The 16,948-nt window shown below is 64.1% G+C and carries 18 protein-coding genes; 15 read left to right on the top strand and 3 right to left on the bottom strand.

The genetic code is table 11. The annotated features are described in order from the left end of the window. Positions 1 to 84 precede the first annotated feature (84 nt). The 3 genes from IC609_RS06285 (at position 85) to IC609_RS06275 (ending at position 3,170) form a co-directional block, all read left to right on the top strand. Complete coding sequence (locus IC609_RS06285) at positions 85 to 654, top strand: cob(I)yrinic acid a,c-diamide adenosyltransferase (RefSeq protein WP_191818558.1); 570 nt, start codon at positions 85 to 87, stop codon at positions 652 to 654. Beyond that, positions 651 to 977, top strand: a complete 327-nt coding sequence (locus IC609_RS06280) for a hypothetical protein (RefSeq protein WP_191818557.1) — start codon at positions 651 to 653, stop codon at positions 975 to 977. Before IC609_RS06285 ends, IC609_RS06280 begins: the two co-directional genes overlap by 4 nt. Before the next feature lie 87 nt (positions 978 to 1,064). Next, on the top strand, positions 1,065 to 3,170 hold the full coding sequence (locus IC609_RS06275) for an acetoacetate--CoA ligase (RefSeq protein WP_191818556.1): 2,106 nt from the start codon (positions 1,065 to 1,067) through the stop codon (positions 3,168 to 3,170). Here the strand turns inward: IC609_RS06275 and IC609_RS06270 are convergent, their stop codons facing one another. Both IC609_RS06270 and dapD read right to left on the bottom strand, forming a co-directional pair. Next, positions 3,171 to 3,497: a hypothetical protein gene (locus tag IC609_RS06270; RefSeq protein WP_191818555.1), complete on the bottom strand. Its 327-nt coding sequence runs from the start codon at positions 3,495 to 3,497 to the stop codon at positions 3,171 to 3,173. A 2-nt stretch (positions 3,498 to 3,499) separates the two neighbouring features. Further along, positions 3,500 to 4,477 (bottom strand): 2,3,4,5-tetrahydropyridine-2,6-dicarboxylate N-succinyltransferase, encoded by a 978-nt coding sequence (gene dapD / locus IC609_RS06265; protein WP_191818554.1) that lies wholly within the window; start codon positions 4,475 to 4,477, stop codon positions 3,500 to 3,502. 214 nt (positions 4,478 to 4,691) lie between these two features. Here dapD and IC609_RS06260 point away from each other — a divergent pair, with 214 nt between their 5' ends. From IC609_RS06260 to IC609_RS06250, 3 genes are read left to right on the top strand one after another with little or no spacing between them, the layout of a single operon-like run. Beyond that, positions 4,692 to 6,242, top strand: a complete 1,551-nt coding sequence (locus tag IC609_RS06260; protein WP_191818553.1) for a class I adenylate-forming enzyme family protein — start codon at positions 4,692 to 4,694, stop codon at positions 6,240 to 6,242. Continuing rightward, positions 6,239 to 7,408, top strand: coding sequence for a CaiB/BaiF CoA transferase family protein (locus IC609_RS06255; protein WP_191818552.1), 1,170 nt, complete (start codon positions 6,239 to 6,241; stop codon positions 7,406 to 7,408). The genes IC609_RS06260 and IC609_RS06255 overlap by 4 nt, the downstream gene beginning before the upstream one ends. Before the next feature lie 25 nt (positions 7,409 to 7,433). After that, a complete protein-coding gene (locus tag IC609_RS06250; protein WP_225224003.1) occupies positions 7,434 to 8,486 on the top strand; it encodes an AraC family transcriptional regulator in 1,053 nt (350 codons plus the stop codon). A gap of 277 nt (positions 8,487 to 8,763) precedes the next feature. On the opposite strand, the gene IC609_RS16185 is transcribed toward IC609_RS06250, so the two are convergent. Then, complete coding sequence (locus IC609_RS16185) at positions 8,764 to 9,009, bottom strand: hypothetical protein (RefSeq protein WP_232844225.1); 246 nt, start codon at positions 9,007 to 9,009, stop codon at positions 8,764 to 8,766. On the opposite strand from IC609_RS16185, the gene IC609_RS16255 reads away from it, so the two are divergent. From IC609_RS16255 to IC609_RS06205, 9 genes are all read left to right on the top strand, one after another. Beyond that, positions 8,974 to 9,384 (top strand): HNH endonuclease, encoded by a 411-nt coding sequence (locus IC609_RS16255; RefSeq protein WP_408611011.1) that lies wholly within the window; start codon positions 8,974 to 8,976, stop codon positions 9,382 to 9,384. The two genes, IC609_RS16185 and IC609_RS16255, sit on opposite strands and share 36 nt — an antisense overlap. A gap of 116 nt (positions 9,385 to 9,500) precedes the next feature. Then, complete coding sequence (locus IC609_RS06240) at positions 9,501 to 10,694, top strand: lipid-transfer protein (protein WP_191818550.1); 1,194 nt, start codon at positions 9,501 to 9,503, stop codon at positions 10,692 to 10,694. A gap of 13 nt (positions 10,695 to 10,707) precedes the next feature. Next, entirely contained in the window at positions 10,708 to 11,151 is a 444-nt protein-coding gene (locus IC609_RS06235; protein ID WP_191818549.1) for a MaoC family dehydratase N-terminal domain-containing protein, read from the top strand. 22 nt (positions 11,152 to 11,173) lie between these two features. Further along, on the top strand, positions 11,174 to 11,587 hold the full coding sequence (locus IC609_RS06230) for a MaoC family dehydratase (protein WP_225224002.1): 414 nt from the start codon (positions 11,174 to 11,176) through the stop codon (positions 11,585 to 11,587). A 34-nt stretch (positions 11,588 to 11,621) separates the two neighbouring features. Next, positions 11,622 to 12,449 (top strand): SDR family NAD(P)-dependent oxidoreductase, encoded by an 828-nt coding sequence (locus IC609_RS06225; RefSeq protein WP_191818547.1) that lies wholly within the window; start codon positions 11,622 to 11,624, stop codon positions 12,447 to 12,449. Positions 12,450 to 12,456: 7 nt separating this feature from the next. Next, the gene (locus tag IC609_RS06220; RefSeq protein WP_408610999.1) at positions 12,457 to 13,608 is read left to right on the top strand and encodes an acyl-CoA dehydrogenase family protein; all 1,152 of its coding nucleotides are present in this window, start codon (positions 12,457 to 12,459) and stop codon (positions 13,606 to 13,608) included. Then, positions 13,608 to 15,311, top strand: coding sequence for a long-chain-fatty-acid--CoA ligase (locus IC609_RS06215; RefSeq protein WP_191818546.1), 1,704 nt, complete (start codon positions 13,608 to 13,610; stop codon positions 15,309 to 15,311). Before IC609_RS06220 ends, IC609_RS06215 begins: the two co-directional genes overlap by 1 nt. Further along, positions 15,308 to 16,099, top strand: coding sequence for an SDR family oxidoreductase (locus IC609_RS06210; protein ID WP_191818545.1), 792 nt, complete (start codon positions 15,308 to 15,310; stop codon positions 16,097 to 16,099). The genes IC609_RS06215 and IC609_RS06210 overlap by 4 nt, the downstream gene beginning before the upstream one ends. Further along, positions 16,096 to 16,914 (top strand): enoyl-CoA hydratase/isomerase family protein, encoded by an 819-nt coding sequence (locus tag IC609_RS06205; protein WP_191818544.1) that lies wholly within the window; start codon positions 16,096 to 16,098, stop codon positions 16,912 to 16,914. Before IC609_RS06210 ends, IC609_RS06205 begins: the two co-directional genes overlap by 4 nt. The last annotated feature ends 34 nt before the right edge of the window (positions 16,915 to 16,948 follow it).

The raw sequence follows: 16,948 nt of genomic DNA, 5'->3' as shown, positions 1-16,948 counted from the left end.
AGGCCGCTTGTCCTTTGTCAGACAGCAGGAGGCCACATGGCGGAGAATGGCACCAGAAAATCAACCCTTTCCAGAGACAGTGACATGGGCAACCGACTCACACAAATTGCCACCCGCACGGGCGACAACGGCACCACCGGCTTGGGCAACAACCAGCGCGTGTCCAAAAACAGCTTGCGTGTGCACGCCATGGGCGAGGTCGACGAGCTCAACTCCCACATCGGCGTGCTGTTGTGCGAAGACATGCCGCAAGACGTGCGCGATGTGCTGGTTGAGGTGCAGCACCAGCTGTTCAACCTGGGCGGCGAGCTGTCCATCCCCGGGTTTGAGTTGCTTAAGGAGGAAGCCGTGGCCGCTTTGGACGAGGCCCTGGCCAAATACAACGCGCAGCTGCCCAAGCTCGAAGAGTTCATCCTGCCTGCGGGCACCCGTGGTGCGGCGCTCGCCCACGTGTGCCGCACTGTGGCGCGCCGTGCTGAGCGCGCCTGTGTGGCGCTGGGCAACGAAGAAGCCCTGAACGACACCCCGCGCCAGTACCTGAACCGCCTGTCGGACTTGATGTTCGTGTTGGCCCGCGTGCTCAACCGCATGAACGGCGGTGACGACGTGTACTGGAAAAGCCAGCGTATGGGCCAGGGCACGGGCACGGCATGAAACGCCGTCTGGCCGCGCTGGTGCTGGCCTGTGCCAGTCAGGCCCAGGCGGCACCGCAAACACTGACTTTGTCTTGCGCCGTGGTCTACATGCCTGCGCGCAGCACCTGGGTGCGGGAGGTTCAGATCCAGTGGGACGGTGACACCCTGAGCAGCGTGCGCATTGACGGGCTGACGCCGCACAGTTTTTCGGTGGATGCCGACAGCATGGCCACTGCCATTGACAATGAGCGCATCCAGATCGATCTGCGTCTGTCCCGATGGACCAGTGACTTTCGTGGCCTGGCTTCAGGGCAAGGGCGCTGCGACACCGAGGCCCCCTGAGCTGGCCACGGAGCCTGTCACCAAGGTGCGTGTTGGGAGGGGTGCCGCTCGTGACAGCCGGGTGCTGGCGCTGCTACCCTCGGCCCCATGAACACCGCAGTCACACCGAACCGCGCACCGAATGTGCCCCAGATCCGCCTGTACCAGAACTGGTTGCGCGACCAGCGCGGCCTGACCTTCGACACCTACAACGACCTCTGGCATTGGTCGGTCAGCGAGCTGGATGCGTTCTGGCAAAGCATCTGGGACTACTTTGAAATGCAGTCCCCCACGCCGCACACGGCGGTGCTGGCCAACAACGTCATGCCCGGTGCCAAGTGGTTCCCCGGCGCCAAGACCAACTACGCACACCAGGTGCTTCGCCATGTGCAGCCTGCACACGCCGCGGGGTTTCCGGCAGTCATCAGCCTCAACGAAAAAGGCTTGCGCCGCGAGATGGGCTGGCCCGAGCTGCGCCGCCAGGTGGCAGCGATGGCCCTGCACCTGCAGGCCCAGGGCGTGCAGCCGGGTGACCGCGTGGCCGCCTACCTGCCCAACATCCCCGAGGCCATGGTGGCGTTTTTGGCCACCGTCAGCATCGGAGGCGTATGGAGCATCTGCGCGCCCGACATGGGCACCAACGCCGTGCTCGACCGCTTCAAGCAGATCGAACCCAAGGTGTTGATCGCGGTGGACGGCGTCACTTACGGCGGCCGCGACTTTGACCGCATGACCGTGGTGCAGGAACTCAAGGACGCGCTGCCCAGCGTGCAGCACGTCATCATCCACGACAACCTGGGCACGGTGGACATCGCCCAATGTGACGTGGCCGCCAGCGTGCCCATGTCGGTCGTCACCGCCCGTGATGACGATCAGGTGCAAGCCTTCGAGCCCATGTGGCTGCCTTTTGACCACCCGCTGTGGATCGTCTATTCGAGCGGCACCACTGGCCTGCCCAAGCCCATCGTGCACGGCCACGGGGGCACCGTGATCGTGGCGCTGGCCAACAAGATCCTGCACAACGACGTGGGCTGCAGCTACCACCCCAACAACTTTGGCGAGCGCTTTCATTGGTACAGCTCCACCGGCTGGGTCATGTGGAACGCCCAGGTCGCAGGCTTGCTGAACGGCGTGACTTGCGTGATTTACGATGGCAACCCCGGTGGCAGCAAAGAGAGCCCTGACTGGGGCATTTTGTGGCGCATGGCCTCGGAAGAAAAAGTCACTTTCTTTGGCGCGGGCGCGGCCTTCTTTGCCAACTGCCAAAAGGCCGGTGTTGACCTTTCGCGTTGCGGCGACCTGTCGCTGATCCGCGCCTTGGGCACCACCGGCTCGCCCTTGTCGCCCGAAACGCAAAGCTGGGGCACCGAAGAATTCAAAAAGATCGGCACCGACATTTGGTGGTGCAATATTTCAGGCGGCACCGACTTTGCGGGGGCCTTTGTGGGCGGCCACCGCGAGCTGCCGCAAGAACCCGGCGTCATGCAGTGCCGCATGCTGGGCGCGGCTGTGGAGTCGTGGAACGAAGCCGGCGAGCCCGTCAAAGGCGAAGTGGGCGAGCTGGTCTGCACCCAGCCCATCCCGTCCATGCCGCTGTTCTTCTGGGGCGACAAGGACAACGCCCGCTACCTGTCCAGCTACTTCGAGATGTACCCCGCAGGCCACGGCCGAAAGCCCGGCGGCGGTGACGGCCCGGCCAGCATGGGCGGTGTGTGGCGCCACGGCGACTGGTTGCGCATCGGTAGCGGCGATTCGGAAACAAAGGGCGAGGGCGAAGGCTGCGTGATCTTTGGCCGCAGCGACGCCACCATCAACCGCCACGGCCTGCGCATGGGCACCAGCGAGTTGTACAGCGCTGTCGAAGCCCTGCCCGAAGTCATGGATTCGATGGTCGTGGACCTGGAGTACCTGGGCAAAGAAAGCTACATGCCGCTGTTTGTGGTGCTGCGCCCGGGCACCACGCTGGACGACGCGCTCAAAACCAAGCTCAACAACGCCATCAAGGTGGCGCTCAGCCCGCGTTTCATTCCCAATGAAATCTTCCAGGTCGCCGAGATCCCGCGCACCCTCTCAGGCAAGAAGCAGGAGTTGCCGATCAAGAAGCTGATGCTCGGCCAGCCGCTGGAGAAAGTCGTCAACAAGGACGCCATGGCCAATCCGGGGTGTTTGGACTGGTATGTGGAGCTGGCTAAACAGCATTTGGCCAAGGCCTGATCAGGCCTTGGCAGGTCTGCGCAACAGGCTCTGGCGCAGCCATTGACCCAGGGCCTGCGCCCAAGCACGCACGCGGGCCACAGCGCCACGCCAGCCACGGTGTGCGTCGGCCGGGTTGGGTGGCAGTTCCCAGCGTTTGACCGGATCGTGCAGGGTGCTGCCCACCAGACACAGCGCCAGGACGATCAGCTCGGTCATGCCCGCAAAAATCAGCACCAGAATCCAGGGCGCTTCGTGCCAGACGAAATGGGCCACCACGGGCGCTCCGATCAGCCAGATGGCGCTGATCGACCCGACCGCGATGGCTTTTGCTCTCGACGAGGCCACGCTCAGTTCTTGTGCAACTCAGCGTTCAACTCGCCCCAGCTCTTGTTGCGTGGAATCGCGTGCAACGCGCCCGACTGTGAATCGCGGCGGAACAGGATGCCGTTTTTGCCGGACAGTTCTTTGGCCTTGAGCGTGCTGCCGTCGGGCAGTTGCACGCGGCTGCCGCCGGTGATGTAGCAGCCCGCTTCGACCACGCAGTCGTCGCCCAGCGAGATGCCGATGCCGGCGTTGGCGCCCAGCAGGCAGCGCTTGCCCACCTTGATGACTTCCTTGCCGCCACCCGACAGCGTGCCCATGATGGATGCGCCGCCGCCGATGTCGCTGGCGTCATCCACCACCACGCCCGCGCTGATGCGGCCTTCGACCATGCTGGCGCCCAAGGTGCCGGCGTTGAAGTTGCAAAAACCTTCGTGCATCACGGTGGTGCCGCTGGCCAGGTGCGCGCCCAGGCGCACGCGGTCGGCGTTGGCGATGCGCACGCCAGACGGGATCACGTAGTCGGTCATCTGCGGGAACTTGTCCACGCCTTTGACTTCGAGCAGGCGGCCAGCGGCGCGGGCCTTGAGGCGGGCGGCGGGCACGTCAGCGATGGCGCAAGGGCCAAAGTTGGTCCAGGCCACGTTGGCCAGCAGGCCAAAGATGCCGGTCACGTTCGCGCCGTGTGGCTGGACCAGGCGGTGGCTCAGCAGGTGCAGGCGCAGGTAGGCGTCGTGCGTGTCGGCAGGCGCGTCGGCCAGCGATTTGATCTCGGTGCGCACAGCCACCACGGTGGTGTTGCGCACGGCGCAGCCTGTCAAGGCTTTGGCCACGTCAGCGCCCAGGGCAGCCACGGCTTCGGCTTCCGTCAGGCGGGTGCTGCCGCTGGCGGCCACATCGCCTGCCAGTTCGGGGGCCGGGAACCAGGTGTCCAGAACGGTGCCGTCGGCGGCCAGAGTGGCCAGGCCGGTGGCGCGTGCGCCGGTGGTGACAAAAGTGCTCATGTGTTGTTCTCCGCTGCGGATTCGTGAAACCTCCGATTATCGGGGAGAGTGCGGAGGACAGGCGTGCAAATGGGGAAGTCCCTGCGGCACGACGGTGTGTCACTTTTTGCCAATGCCTTTGACCCTTGAGGCGATTGCCGCCAGCCCGGCGTCACAGTGCAATCAGACCATCGCGCTGGCCCGCATACAGGGCCGCGCCCATGGAGACAAAAGCATGTACCTCACCGCTGGCCTGCATCGCTCGATGCAAAGGCACCCCGACAAGATCGCCACCGTCACCGGCACGCGCCGCCAGACCTACCGGCAGCTGGTGGACCGGGTGGCCCGCACCGCATCGGCATTGCGCGCCTTGGGCCTGCAGCCCGGCGAGCGGCTGTCGGTGCTGGCGCTCAACAGCGACCGCATGGTCGAGTTGCTGCTGGCCGGGGCCTGGGCAGGGCTGGTGATCAACCCGGTCAACACCCGCTGGACAGCGGCCGAAGTGGCCTACGCCCTGAACGACTGCGGCGCCAGTGCGCTGGCGGTCGACGATGGCCTGATGGCCACCGCGCAAGCCATGACCGCGCCCTTGCCCGCCTTGCGCCACCGCCTCTACATCGGAGAAGCGCAAACCCCGGCGGGCTATCTGCCGCTCGAAGCGCAAGTGGCCGCTGCCGTGCCCATGGAAGACGTGCGCAGCGCCCCCGACACGCTGGCGGCCATCGTCTACACCGGCGGCACCACCGGCTTTCCCAAGGGTGTGATGCTCTCGCACGGCAACCTCTGGGCATCGCTGCTGGGGCGCATGGCCGAGGTGCCCAACCCGCCGCATTACGTGACCTTGCTGACCTCGCCCATGTTCCATGTGGCGGGGCTGGGCCGCATGCTCGGCCAGACCATTGTGGGCGGCACCTGCGTCACCGTGCCGTCCTTCCAGCCCCAGCAAGTGGTCGAGATCATGGCCCGCGAAGGCGTGAACGATCTGGTCATCGTGCCCAGCATGCTGCAGATGCTGCTGGACACTCCTGGCTTTGACCCGCAAGGCCTGCCCAAACTGGAGCGCATTTTGTGGGGCGCGGCACCGATCACGCTGCCGCTGCTGCGGCGTGCGCTGGCGGCATTTCCGCAGGTGGACTTCATCCATGTGTACGGCATGACCGAAACCTCGGCGGCCGTCTCGACCTTGCCGATTTCCCGGGACCCGGCTTTTCTGGAAAGCGAGCGCATCCGCTCGGCTGGCCCCGCAGGCCTGTCGGCCGAAATCCGCATCGCCGACGCCGAGGGCCATGAGCTGCCCGCAGGCACGCACGGCGAGATCCTGGTGCGCGGCCCGGCCGTGATGATGGGCTACTGGGGCCGGGAAGAAGACACGCGCAAGGCCCTCGCGGGCGGCTGGCTGCACACGGGCGACGGCGGCGTGATGGACGAACACGGCTACCTGTACGTGATCGACCGCATCAAGGACATGGTCATCACTGGCGGCGAAAACGTCTATCCGGCCGAGGTCGAGAGCACGATCACCAGCCACCCGGCCGTGTCCATGTGCGCCGTGATCGGCCTGCCGCACGAGAAATGGGGCGAAGCCGTGCACGCGGTGGTCGTGCTCAAGCCGGGCATGCAGGCCACAGCCGAAGAACTCGCAACCCACTGCCGCGAACGCATCAGCGGCTACAAGTGCCCCAAGAGCTACGAGTTCCGCGACAAGCTGCCACTCACGGCCGCAGGCAAGGTACAAAAAACCGAGCTGCGCAAAACCGCCCAGGCGTCTGCAGGAGGCCAGGCATGAGCACGAACCAAGGCGCGCCGCTGCGAGGCGTGCGCGTGCTCGACCTCACCCGCCTGCTGCCCGGCCCCATGTGCACCCTGCACCTGGCCGACCTCGGGGCCGACGTCATCAAGATCGAAGACCTGGGCGCGGGCGACTACGCCTCGCCCCCGGTGCGCGAAATGCTCAACCGCAACAAACGCGGCATGCGCCTGGACCTCAAACAGCCTGAAGGCGTTCAGCTTTTGCTCCAGCTGTGCGAAACCGCAGACGTGCTGGTCGAAGGCTTTCGCCCCGGCGTGATGGCACGGCTGGGTTTGGGTTACGACGCGGTGCGCGAGCGCAACCCGCGCCTGGTGTACTGCAGCATCAGCGGTTACGGTCAGACCGGGCCGCTCAGCCAAAAGGCCGGGCACGACCTCAACTACTGCGGCTATGCCGGTGTGGCAGACCAGGTGGGCACGCCCAGTGGCGAGCTGGCCCTGTCCAACCTGCCCATGGGCGACTTGCTGGGCGGCACCATGCCCGCCGTCATGGGTATCCTCGCGGCCTTGTTTGACGCGCAGCGCACGGGCCAGGGGCGGCATGTCGATGTGGCGATTGCCGACGGCGTGCTGGCCCATGCGGTCATCCCGCTGGCGGGCCTGCAAAGCCGGGGGCACGTGCCCGCGCCCGGCAGCGACAAGCTCACCGGGGCGCTGCCCTGCTACGGCCTGTACCCCACGCAAGACGGCCGCTACCTGGCCGTGGGCGCTTTCGAGCACAAGTTTTGGGACACCTTTTGCACCCTGCTGGGCCGCCCGGACCTGGCCGAGCACCACATCCCCAAAACGCGAGAGTTGTCCGACTGGGTGCGGCGCGAAGTGGCCCAGGCGGTGCAGGCGCACCCGCTGGCCCATTGGGCGCAGCTGCTGGATGGCGCGGACTGCTGCGTGACCCCCGTGCTCAAGCTCGATGAAGCGCAACAGCTGCCGCATTTTCAGGACCGGGGCATGTGGGTGCAGGTGCAGACCGCGCAGGGCGAGACCATGACCCAAATGGCCATGCCGGTGCAGATGAGCGGCTACACCTTCGCCGTGCAGCGCCCCGCGCCCCTGCAAGGCCAGCACACCCACGAGGTGCTGACCGCTGCGGGACTCGACGACGACGCCATTGATGTTTTGTGCCAACGCAAAGTCGTAGGATAGGGGCTCTGCCCTTCCCGACCGCGCCATGAACCGCACGCCAAGCGCCATGCCTATCCAGCACACCATTGCCGTCTACCAGGTGGTGCAGATGCTGCTGGCCATCGAGCACGAAGACCAGCGCGCCGCCGTGCTGCGCCGGGCGGGCATCCAGCCTGCGCTGCTCGAATCCAAGCTGGCGCGGGTCACGCAGACCCAGTTCGCCCGCCTGATGACGGCGCTGGTGCGCCACCACCGTGACGAGTTCTGGGGCCTGAGCTCCAAGCCCCTGCCTTTGGGCTCGTTTGCCGTGGGCTGCCGCATGCTGGTGGGCCACCGCAAGCTGGGCGACGCCCTGCGCGCCGGGCTGCGTTACTACCATGCGCTGCTGCCTGACTTTGTGCCGCGCCTGGTGGTCAGCGGTGGCGTGGCCTACTTGCGCATGAGTCCGCGGCATGCCCTTGACGACCGCCAGGCCTACGCCGTGCGGGTTTTCATGTTCCTCAGCTACGGCGTCATGTGCTGGCTGGCGGCGCGGCGCATCCCGGTGGACGAGGTGGTGTACCAGGACAGCGACATCGCCCGCCGCAGCGATGCGTCCCGCTTGTTCCAGGCCCCTATTCAATTGGAGGAAGGGGAATGGGGTTACCGCTTTGACGCCAAATGGCTCGACCTGCCTGTGGTGCAAAACAAGGAAAGCGTGGAAGAGTTTCTGCACCTGGCGCCGGCCTGCCTGCTGGTCAAGTACCGCGACCAGGCCAGCCTGACCGAGCGCATCCGCCGCATGTTGCGCCGCTACTTGGCCGAAGAAATGCCCTCGCTCGAAGAAGTCAGCGACATGCTGGCCACCACGCCCCAGACCCTGCGCCGCCGCCTGCAGCGGGAAGGCCAGGGTTACCAAATGATCAAGGACGCCCTGCGTCGGGACGTGGCTGTCGAGTACCTCACCCAGTCCGACCTGCCCCTGCTCGAAGTGGCGGCCCGCGTCGGGTTTTCAGAAGCCAGCACCTTCCACCGCGCCTTCAAGGCCTGGACGGGCCTGACGCCTGGGGCGTATCGGCAGGCGCACAACGAGCCGGGTGAAAACGAAACGTTGGCTTGAGCGGAGTGGGCTTCTTTGTGGGAGCGGCGCCCTCGCCGCGATAGAACGCCCGCAGTTCAGAGACATTTGCTCCGAGGGCAGGGCTTCTCAAAACCTTGTCACTTTCTGGCACTGTAGGGCAGTGCTTAAACGGTGTGTGGCTATGAAATACGATTTCGCAGTAAATAAAATAATATAGTTATAAATTTCTTTGTTTGAAGCTATATTTAGGTCATAAGAGCTAGTGTAGCCCTGATCCACCAAACACCAAGGGGTATAAAAATGTGTCTCCGCTTTCTCACCAAGTAGTGAAATGGCAAAGCAAAGTTCCGAGGTCTACCGAGGTCAGCGCGGAAAAGAGAAGCGCGCCTTGTTCGCCTGCTTTCGAGTCCGGGTGATTCAAGATGCCTACAGAGCACGCTTCTTCGAACTTTTCGAGGGCCGCCGCTTCAAGTGTGGCCTCCCGGAAAAACTTGAGCCTGAGCTTGATAAACCACCAGTACTTTGTATAGATCACCATATACCAATGGCGCTTGGCGGGCATCTTGTTCCAGGAAATCTGGTTTCACTTTGTCGAAACTGCAATACTCGCAAACTTGATAGTCCGCCTGAGGCTTTCTATATACCCGAAGAGTTGAGAAAATTAAAGCCACTCTTGGAAACTCAGAAAGCACTATTTACCTTTCGTTTCGACGAGGATAGATGGATGAGTGATCGAGAAACTTATCTTCTTGATCTTGGTGTACACCCCACAATAGTCAGGAATGTATTGAATGACGAGAATCATCGCCATTACGTTGGTTATCCGTGCGAAGAATCTCGAATCGGTATCACCTTAAGCTTTGACTCGATTCGGAATTCAAGTTTTATCCATAAGAAAGACGACTCGTGTGATTATGAAAATAGCGATTCCCACTAAGCGTAGTTCACACAAAATTGTCATTTCCTGCCAATCATCTTGACCTGATTGGCGATTGGTGAAGCCCTGCTCCCGCTTGATACTTTGTCCGTATCGAAGCCTTTCAAGGAGCAAGCATGGCTGTCAGCAAGCGCGCTGTTCACGTCGTTGGCGTGGGCATGATCCCCTTCACCAAACCCGGGGCCAGCGAGTCCTACAACCTCATGGGTGCGCGTGCGGCCAAGCTGGCGCTCGACGATGCGGGCGTGCCTTACGACGCCGTGCAGCAAGCCTATGTGGGCTACGTTTACGGCGACTCCACCGCCGGGCAAGCGGCGATCTACGGCGTGGGCTTGACCGGCATCCCGGTTTTCAACCTCAACAACAACTGCTCCACCGGTTCGAGCGCGCTGTTCCTGGCGCGCCAGGCGGTCGAGAGCGGCATGGTCGAATGTGCCATCGCTCTGGGCTTTGAGCAGATGCAACCCGGCGCGCTCAAAGGGGCTTGGGACGATCGGCCGTCCCCCATGACCCGCTTTGCCGAGGCCATGACCGCGCACCAGGGATACGACCCTGCCGCGCCCCGTGCCGCCCAGTTCTTTGGCGGTGCGGGCATGGACTACATGAAGGAATACGGCATCCGCGCTGACACCTTTGGCCGCATCTCGGTCAAGGCGCGCCAGCACGCGGCGCGCAACCCGCTGGCCGTGTTCCGCCAGACGCTCACGCTCGAAGAGGTGATGGCATCGCCCACCGTGTTTGGCCCGCTCACGCGCTACCAGTGCTGCCCACCCACCTGCGGCGCAGCTGCCGCCATCGTCTGCTCGGCCGACTTTGCCAAAAAGCACAAGCTGGACGCCAGCGTGGTGATCGCCGCGCAGGCCATGACCACCGACACCCCCAGCACCTTTGACAGCGATGACATGCGCCGTGTGGTGGGTTACGACATGACGGCCAACGCCGCCAAACAGGTCTACGAGGCCGCAGGCATCGGCCCTGAAGACCTCGACGTGGTCGAGCTGCACGACTGCTTCACCGCCAATGAACTCATCACCTACGAAGGTCTGGGCCTCACGCCCGAAGGCACCGCCGAAAAGTTCATTGTCGATGGCGACAACACCTACGGCGGGCGCATCGTCACCAACCCTTCGGGCGGCCTGCTGTCCAAGGGGCACCCGCTCGGGGCCACCGGTCTGGCGCAGTGCTACGAACTGGTGTCGCAGCTGCGCGGCCGAGCCGACCAGCGTCAGGTCGAAGGCGCACGCCTGGCGCTGCAACACAACCTGGGCCTGGGCGGCGCGTGCGTGGTCACGCTCTACCAAAAGGTCTGAAAGCGAGGTCGACATGATTGATCGCCAATACATCGGCCACACCATGCCGAAGTTTTCGGTGGCGGTTGAGAAAGGGCGCTTGCGCTTTTTCGCCAAGGCCACAGGCCAGACCGACCCGGTCTACACCGACGAGGCAGTGGCCCAAGCTGCTGGGCATCCGGGGCTGCCCGTGCCGCCCACGTTTTTCTTTTGCCTGGAGATGGAGTCGCCCGATCCGGCGGCGATCCGCAATCTGTTGGGGCTGGACTACCGCCGTGTGCTGCATGGCGAGCAGGGCTTCACTTACCACCGCATGGCCTATGCCGGTGATGTGTTGACTTACGAGCAGCGCATCGAGGACATCTACGACAAAAAAGGGGGCGCACTGGAGTTCGTGGTGCGCAAGACCCGTGTGACCAACCAGCGCGGCGAGCATGTGGCCGACCTGCGCAGCATCACCGTCCAGCGAAACGCTTGAGGCATCCACCATGAGCACAGCCATGAAACGATTTGACGACCTCCAGGTGGGTGACAAGATCCCAGCGCTGGAGTTGCCTCCCCTCTCGCGCCTGACGCTGGCGCTGTACTGTGGCGCTTCGGGCGACCACAACCCCATCCACGTCGACACCGACTTCGCCCACAGCGCAGGCATGCCCGACGTGATCGCGCACGGCATGTTGTCCATGGCCTGGCTGGCGCGCCTGCTCACCAACTGGGTGCCGCAAACGGCCATCCGCGACTACAGCGTGCGCTTTGCCGCCATGACGCAGGTGCATGAAAAGATCACCTGCACCGGCGAAGTGACCGAGAAATTCGAAGTCAACGGCGAACGCCGCGTGCGCCTGACTTTGACCACCGCCAATGCCGAAGGCCAGGTGAAGCTGGCGGGTGACGCTGTCGTCGCCCTGGCCTGAACCCATTTCCCAAAAATATTTCAAAGGATTCCTCATGACCCGCAAACTCGAAGGCCAGGTGGCCCTGGTGTCTGGCTCCGGCCGCGGCATCGGCCGTGAAATCGCGCTCAAGCTCGCCAGCGAAGGCGCCCGTGTCGTCATCAACGACCTGGACCAGGCACCGGCCGAGCAGACCGTGGCCGACATCGTCGCCAGCGGTGGCCAGGCCGTGGCCTGCATCGGCAGCGTGACCGACACCGACTTTGGTGACCGTTTCGTCAAGACCGCGCTCGACGCCTTTGGCGGCATCGACATCATCGTCAACAACGCCGGTTACACCTGGGACAACGTGTTGCAAAAGATGAGCGACGAGCAGTGGGAAGCCATGCTGGCCGTGCACCTGACCGCGCCGTTTCGCATCCTGCGCGCCGCATCCAACTTCATCCGCGAGGCCGCCAAAAAAGAAGCCGAAGCGGGCATATCCAAGCACCGCAAGGTGGTCAACATCTCGTCCACTTCGGGCGTGTACGGCAACGCAGGCCAAGCCAACTACGCCGCAGCCAAAGCGGGCATCAACGGCCTGACCCGCGCCATGGCCAAGGAGTGGGGCCGCTACAAGGTCAACGTCAACAGCGTGGCCTTTGGCCTGATCATGACGCGCCTCACGCAACCTCTGACGGCAGGCGACGCCAGTGTGGAGATTCAAGGCCGCACCATTGCAGTGGGCGTGCAGCCCGACCGCCTCAAAGCTGCCGAATCCACCATTCCATTGGGTCGGGGCGGCACACCCGAAGAAGCCGCGGGCGCGGTCTACATGTTCTGCATCCCCGAGTCCAACTACGTCAGCGGCCAGGTGCTGGTTTGCGGCGGCGGCCGTCCTTGAGGCGCGTATGGACAGCATCCTGACCTTCCCCCGCAGCGTGTTCCGCGAAGACCACGAAATGCTGCGCGCCACGGTGCGCCGCTTTCTGGAGCGCGAATGCAAACCCCGCCAGGCCCAGTGGGACAAGGACGGCCGTGTCGACCGCGAAACCTGGCTCAAGGCCGGACGCGAAGGTCTGCTGTGCGCCACCATGGACCCGCAATGGGGTGGTGGCGGTGGCGACTTTGGCCACGCGGCCGTGATCGTTGAAGAGGTTGGCCGCTCTGGCGTGGGCGGCCTCGGCTTTGGTCTGCACTCTGACGTGGTGGCACCCTACATTGAGCGCTTGGGCACGCCAGAACAAAAAGCCCGGTGGTTGCCCAAATGCGCCACCGGCGAAGTGATCCTCGCGATCGCCATGAGCGAGCCCGGTGCGGGCAGCGACCTCAAAGCCATCCGCACCACGGCGCGCCGTGACGGGGGCGACTACGTCATCAACGGTGCCAAGACCTTCATCTCCAACGGTCTGAACTGCGACCTGGTGGTGGTGGTGGCCAAGACCGAGCCTGAACTCGGAGCCAAGGGCGTGTCGCTGATCCTGGTCGAAGCCGACCGTGCCGGTTTTCGCAAAGGCCGCAAGCTCGAAAAAATGGGCCAGGAAGCGGCCGACACCGCCGAGCTGTTTTTTGAAGACGTGCGCGTGCCGGTCAGCAACCTCCTGGGCGAAGAGAACAAGGGCTTTGCCTACCTCATGCAAGAGCTGGCACAAGAGCGCTTCGTGATCGCGCTGGGCGCAGCCGCCAAGATGGAGGCCATGTTCGACGAGACCGTGCGCTACACCAAGGAGCGCGTGGTCTTTGGCAAGCCGCTGTTTGATTTTCAGAACACCCGCTTCAAGCTGGCCGAGATCAAGGTGCGCACCACCGCCGTGCGCATGATGGTGGACCAGTACCTGGGTGAGCACCTGCGCCGCAAGCTCACTGTGCAGGAAGGGGCCATGGCCAAACTGTTCGCGACCGAAGAGCTGGGCAAGGCCCTGGACGAGTTGCTGCAACTCTACGGTGGCTACGGTTACATGATGGAGTACCCCATCACCCGTGCTTTTGTGGACTCGCGTGTGACCCGCATCTACGGCGGCACCAGCGAGGTCATGAAAGAGCTGATTTCGCGAAGCCTGTGATGGCCCAGATCCCTTCACCTTACTGGCCCAAGGGCGTGCCGCGCGCCTTGTGTCTGCCGCAGGTGCCGCTCACGCATTACCTGCAGGTCGCGGCCGAGCGCTTTCCGAACAAGCCCGCTGTGATTTTTTGTGGCAGCACGCTGAGTTACGCGGCGCTGCTGGCGCGCGTGGAGGCGCTGGCGGGATACCTCACACAGCGCCTGGGCGTTCAGCATGGCGACCGCGTCTTGCTGATGAGCCAGAACTGCCCGCAATACATGGCCGCTTACTACGGCATCATGCGCGCCGGGGCCGTGGTGGTGCCGGTCAACGCCATGTGTACCCGCGAAGAAATTCGCTATTACATGCAAGACAGTGGCGCACGCGTGGCCATGGTCGCGCAAGAGTTGTTGCCGCAAGTCATGCCGCTGCTGCAGTCGGGCGAGGGTGATGCCTTGCAAGCCGTGCTGGTGCATGCGTATTCAGAAGGCCTGCCTGCGCAGCCAGCCAGCGACGAAGTGCCCGACGTGGTGCTGGCCCCCCGCCAGTGGGCCGACGCCCCAGGCTTGCACGGCCTCGAAGACGCGATTGCGCAGGCCTTGCCCGCACCTGCAGATCACCCGGGCAGCCATGACCTGTGCGTGCTGCCCTACACCTCGGGCACCACAGGCCACCCCAAGGGTTGCATGCACACCCATGCCACGGTGCTGGCGTCCAACATGGCCTCGCAGGTCTGGCGCGGGCTGCACATGGACTCGGTGTTCCTGGCCGTGGCACCGCTGTTTCACATGCTGGGCATGCAGGGCGGCCTGAACGTGCCGGTCACGCTGGGCGCCACCGTGGTCATGATGCCGCGCTGGCATGCCGCTGCTGCCGCCCGCCTGATCGAACACCACCGCGTGTCGACCTGGGCTGCACCCCCAGCCATGCTGATCGACTTCTTCTCCAACCCGGCTGCTTCTGAGCGCGACCTGAGCAGCCTGACCGTGCTGTCGGGCGGCGGCGCGGCCATGCCGGAAACGGTGGCGAATTTGCTGCAAACACGTTTTGGCATCGCCTACAACGAGGCCTACGGCATGACCGAGACCGCCTCGTTCCTGCTCGGCAATCCGCTGGCACGCGGCAAGCGCCAGTGTCTGGGCGTGGTGACGCCGGGGGTGGATGCCCGCATTGTGGACCCGCAAACCCTGCGCGAATTGCCGGTGGGCGAGGTGGGTGAACTGGTGGCGCGTGGGGCCCAGCTGATGCGTGGCTACTGGCGCAATGAACAGGCCAACCAGTCCTCGTTTTTCGAGCTCGATGGCCAAACCTTTTTCCGCACGGGCGACCTGGCCAGCGTGGACGAAGAGGGTTACTTTTTCATGCGCGACCGCCTCAAGCGCATGGTCAACGTCTCGGGCTTCAAGGTCTGGCCTGCCGAAGTTGAAAACACCCTGTACGAGCACCCCGCGGTGCATGAGGCCTGCATCATCGCCGTGCCCGACGCCAAGCGCGGCGAAAACGTGATGGCCCTGCTGGTGCTCAAGCCCGACTTCAAGGGCCAGGTCAGCGAGCAGGACATCATCGACTGGAGCCGCGAGCGCATGGCCGTCTACAAGACCCCGCGCATCGTGCGCTTCATGGACAGCCTGCCCAAGTCGGGCACGGGCAAGATCCTCTGGCGTCAACTGCAGGAGCAGGAACACGCCAGGCTGGCCACATCACCCGCACAGGAGATCCCATGAGCATTCCTTTGAGTTTCAAGGGCCAGTCGGTCTTTGTGGCCGGTGGCAGCAGCGGCATCAACCTCGGCATCGCCACCGCGTTCGCCCAGGCCGGAGCGAACGTGGCGATTGCCAGCCGCAACGCCGAGCGTGTGGCCCAGGCCGTTGCGCAGTTGCGCCAGCACGGTACGCAAATCGAAGGCTACAGCGCCGATGTGCGCGACGCCGCAGGCATTGCCGCTGCGCTGCAGCAAGCGCGTGACGCTATCGGCCCCTTCGATGTACTGGTCTCGGGCGCGGCGGGCAACTTTTTGGCGCCTGCTTTGGGCATGTCGGCCAACGGCTTCAAGACCGTGGTGGACATTGACCTGAACGGCACCTTCCATGTGCTGCGTGCAGGTTTTGAGCACCTGCGCCGCCCGGGCGCGTGCGTGATCAACATCTCGGCGCCGCAGGCTTTCAACCCCACCAGATTCCAGGCCCATGTGTGCGCGGCCAAGGCGGGTGTCGACATGCTCACGCGGGTGTTGGCCATGGAGTGGGGGCCTGAAGGTGTGCGTGTCAATTCCATCGTGCCCGGCCCGATCGGCGACACCGAAGGCATCCGCCGCCTGGCACCCACGCCCGAGGCGCTGCAACGCATGACGCAGTCCGTGCCCTTGCAGCGCATGGGCCGCGTCGAAGAGATCGCCGACATGGCGCTGTTTCTGGCATCGACACATGCCTCGTTTGTCACCGGCGCCATCCTGGCGGTGGACGGTGGCAGTTCCCTGGCCGGTGGCCGCGATTACTCAGGAAGCCTCTCATGATCATTCCCTCCAAGAGCAATCCTTCATTGTTGCAGTTCGATGTGACCGACCAGGTCGCCACCCTCACGTTTGACAGCCCCAGCAAACGCAATGCGCTCGAGCCCGCCATGCGGGACGAGCTGGCAGCGGCCTTGCACCACATCCAGCAAGACAAGGCCATCCGCGCCGTGGTCCTGACCGGAGCGGGAGGGCACTTCTGTTCTGGCGGTGACCTGAAAAACATCGCGGCGGCCAACCTCGACAACGGCGGCTGGTTGGGCCGCATGCAGACCCTGCACGAGTGGGTGCAGGTCTTGTTGACGCTCGACCGCCCGGTGATCGCCGCCGTCGATGGCGCTGCCGCAGGTGCAGGTTTTAGCCTCGCCTTGTCGGCCGACTTCGTGCTGGCCACGCCGCGTGCCTGGTTCAACATGTCCTTCCTCAAGGTCGGCCTGGTGCCCGATGTGGGCGCGCTCTACACCTTGCCCCGGGTGGTGGGTGTGCAGCGTGCCAAGGAAATCATGCTTTCGGCCCGCGACATTGACGCGCAAGAGGCCTTGGGGCTGGGCATCGTCATGGAGCTGCACGCGCCCGAGCAGCTGCTGCCCCGCGCGCAAGCCCTGGCCCGCAGCTTTGTGGGCGCATCGCCTGCCGCCGTGGCGCTCATCAAGCGCAGCCTGAACAACGCCCTGGGCGGCGGCTTGCAAGACATGCTGAGCTCAGAAGCGCAAGCCCAGGCCCTGGCCGCTGGCACCGCCGAGCACCGCGAAGCTGTGAACCGATTCCTGAACAAGCAGGCACCGCTGTTTGCCTGGCCCAAGCAGGACAAGGCCTGAACCGAGGGGAATCCCTGAGTTCGGCAATCCGAAA

It is taken from the genome of Limnohabitans radicicola, assembly GCF_014837235.1.
Lineage (GTDB): Bacteria > Pseudomonadota > Gammaproteobacteria > Burkholderiales > Burkholderiaceae_C > Limnohabitans_A > Limnohabitans_A radicicola.
Note: the sequence above shows the minus strand (reverse complement) of the source record. Positions and strands in the feature narration are given on the sequence as shown.

Bases quoted from the DNA above. Each gene is read 5' to 3' on its own strand.
- IC609_RS06235 (WP_191818549.1), top strand. From the start codon at position 10,708: ATGATTGATCGCCAATACATCGGCCACACCATGCCGAAGTTTTCGGTG.
- IC609_RS16185 (WP_232844225.1), bottom strand. From the start codon at position 9,009: ATGCCCGCCAAGCGCCATTGGTATATGGTGATCTATACAAAGTACTGG.
- IC609_RS06220 (WP_408610999.1), top strand. From the start codon at position 12,457: ATGGACAGCATCCTGACCTTCCCCCGCAGCGTGTTCCGCGAAGACCAC.
- dapD (WP_191818554.1), bottom strand. From the start codon at position 4,477: ATGAGCACTTTTGTCACCACCGGCGCACGCGCCACCGGCCTGGCCACT.
- IC609_RS06260 (WP_191818553.1), top strand. From the start codon at position 4,692: ATGTACCTCACCGCTGGCCTGCATCGCTCGATGCAAAGGCACCCCGAC.
- IC609_RS06275 (WP_191818556.1), top strand. From the start codon at position 1,065: ATGAACACCGCAGTCACACCGAACCGCGCACCGAATGTGCCCCAGATC.
- IC609_RS06285 (WP_191818558.1), top strand. From the start codon at position 85: ATGGGCAACCGACTCACACAAATTGCCACCCGCACGGGCGACAACGGC.
- IC609_RS06225 (WP_191818547.1), top strand. From the start codon at position 11,622: ATGACCCGCAAACTCGAAGGCCAGGTGGCCCTGGTGTCTGGCTCCGGC.
- IC609_RS06280 (WP_191818557.1), top strand. From the start codon at position 651: ATGAAACGCCGTCTGGCCGCGCTGGTGCTGGCCTGTGCCAGTCAGGCC.
- IC609_RS06230 (WP_225224002.1), top strand. From the start codon at position 11,174: ATGAAACGATTTGACGACCTCCAGGTGGGTGACAAGATCCCAGCGCTG.
- IC609_RS06240 (WP_191818550.1), top strand. From the start codon at position 9,501: ATGGCTGTCAGCAAGCGCGCTGTTCACGTCGTTGGCGTGGGCATGATC.
- IC609_RS06255 (WP_191818552.1), top strand. From the start codon at position 6,239: ATGAGCACGAACCAAGGCGCGCCGCTGCGAGGCGTGCGCGTGCTCGAC.
- IC609_RS06205 (WP_191818544.1), top strand. From the start codon at position 16,096: ATGATCATTCCCTCCAAGAGCAATCCTTCATTGTTGCAGTTCGATGTG.
- IC609_RS06215 (WP_191818546.1), top strand. From the start codon at position 13,608: ATGGCCCAGATCCCTTCACCTTACTGGCCCAAGGGCGTGCCGCGCGCC.
- IC609_RS06210 (WP_191818545.1), top strand. From the start codon at position 15,308: ATGAGCATTCCTTTGAGTTTCAAGGGCCAGTCGGTCTTTGTGGCCGGT.
- IC609_RS06250 (WP_225224003.1), top strand. From the start codon at position 7,434: ATGAACCGCACGCCAAGCGCCATGCCTATCCAGCACACCATTGCCGTC.